Raw genomic sequence first — 1,139 nt, 5'->3', positions numbered from 1 at the left:
CGGGCTCGGAGTCGAGCAGCGAGACGAGGATCCGCGCGACGGGGTACGAGAGCAACTCGGCCTGCACGTCGGACGCCGACTCGCCGGGGAACGCGCCGCTCTCGGCGGCGACGGTCCCCTCGAGGAGGGCGCGCTCGACGCGCTCGCGGGCGCGCTCGACGGCCGGGGCGTCGGCCGCGACGAGCTCCGGCAGCGACACCGCGGCCTCGGCGACCGCCTCGCGGGCGCTCGCGAAGAACGGGTACTTGGCGTCGAGCGCGTCCATGTCGGCCCGAGGTAGTGAGGGCCGGCGAATAAGCGGTGCGGTCCGCGGTCGGTCGGGCCGACGCGAGCGGGGAGCCGACCGGCGACGGCTACTCGTCCGTCTCCTCGACGGCCGCGCCCGGCGCGTTCGACTTGACGCTCCGGAGCCCCTGTTTCGCCTTCTGTTTCGAGGCGTACCCCTGCCCGCCGTCGGCGATGATGTTGCCGTTGTCGTGGCGGAGCCGCCAGCGGTACTCGTCCGCGTTGTCGCGGAACAGCTCGAACGTCGCGTCGCTGCCCCCCTCGTCGGGCGCCTCCTCGTCGCGGGAGACGTCGATCACGTGCGCGCCCGGCGCGTTCCGCTGGACGCTCTCGATCCCCGAGCGGGCGTCGCGCTTGTCGCTGTACCCCTCGCCGCCGTCGGCGATGATGTTGCCGTTGTCGTGGCGGAGCCGCCAGCGGAACTGGTCGGCGCTGTCGGCGTACAGCTCGAACGTCGCCTTGCTCGCGGCCGCGTCCTCGTCGATCGCGGCCGCCTCGTCGGGCCACTCCATCTCGATCTCGAAGTGGACCGTCCCGTCCTCGCGTTCGAGCTCGACCTCGACGTCGCCGGTCGCGCCCGCGTCGACCGTCACCGTGCCGGCGTCGTCGACCGGGACCGGTTCGCCCCGCCCCAGCGCCCGGGCGATTCGCCGGAGGTACGTGGCCAGTCCCTGTCGGGTCCGCGACCGCTTCGACTCGTGAATGGTATCCTCTGACATACGAGGGAACGGTCACGGCCGTGAAAGAAAAGCGTATGCCTGAACCGAGGTGGGGTCCGCGGGGAGACGGCCGCCCCGTCGCCCGTCACTCGGCGTCCGGCCGCTCCGCGATGATCGTCTCGCCCGCGCGCACGC

At 72.9% G+C, this 1,139-nt stretch carries 1 protein-coding gene and 1 pseudogene; both read right to left on the bottom strand.

Annotation, left to right across the window (positions count from 1 at the left end):
* Window positions 1-265 (bottom strand): annotated as a pseudogene (locus U4E84_RS18175) (DNA primase); the annotation flags it as partial.
* Window positions 266-353: 88 nt separating this feature from the next.
* A complete protein-coding gene (locus tag U4E84_RS18170) occupies window positions 354-1,004 on the bottom strand; it encodes an HVO_2922 family protein (RefSeq protein WP_322533469.1) in 651 nt (216 codons plus the stop codon).
* Window positions 1,005-1,139 lie beyond the last annotated feature (135 nt).

Source organism: Halorubrum sp. AD140 (assembly GCF_034497445.1).
Lineage (GTDB): Archaea > Halobacteriota > Halobacteria > Halobacteriales > Haloferacaceae > Halorubrum.
The sequence above is the reverse complement of the archived record's forward strand: the minus strand, read 5'-3'. Positions and strand labels throughout refer to the sequence as shown.

Coding starts and splice junctions, on each gene's coding strand:
- U4E84_RS18170 (WP_322533469.1), bottom strand. CDS start 1,004: ATGTCAGAGGATACCATTCACGAGTCGAAGCGGTCGCGGACCCGACAG.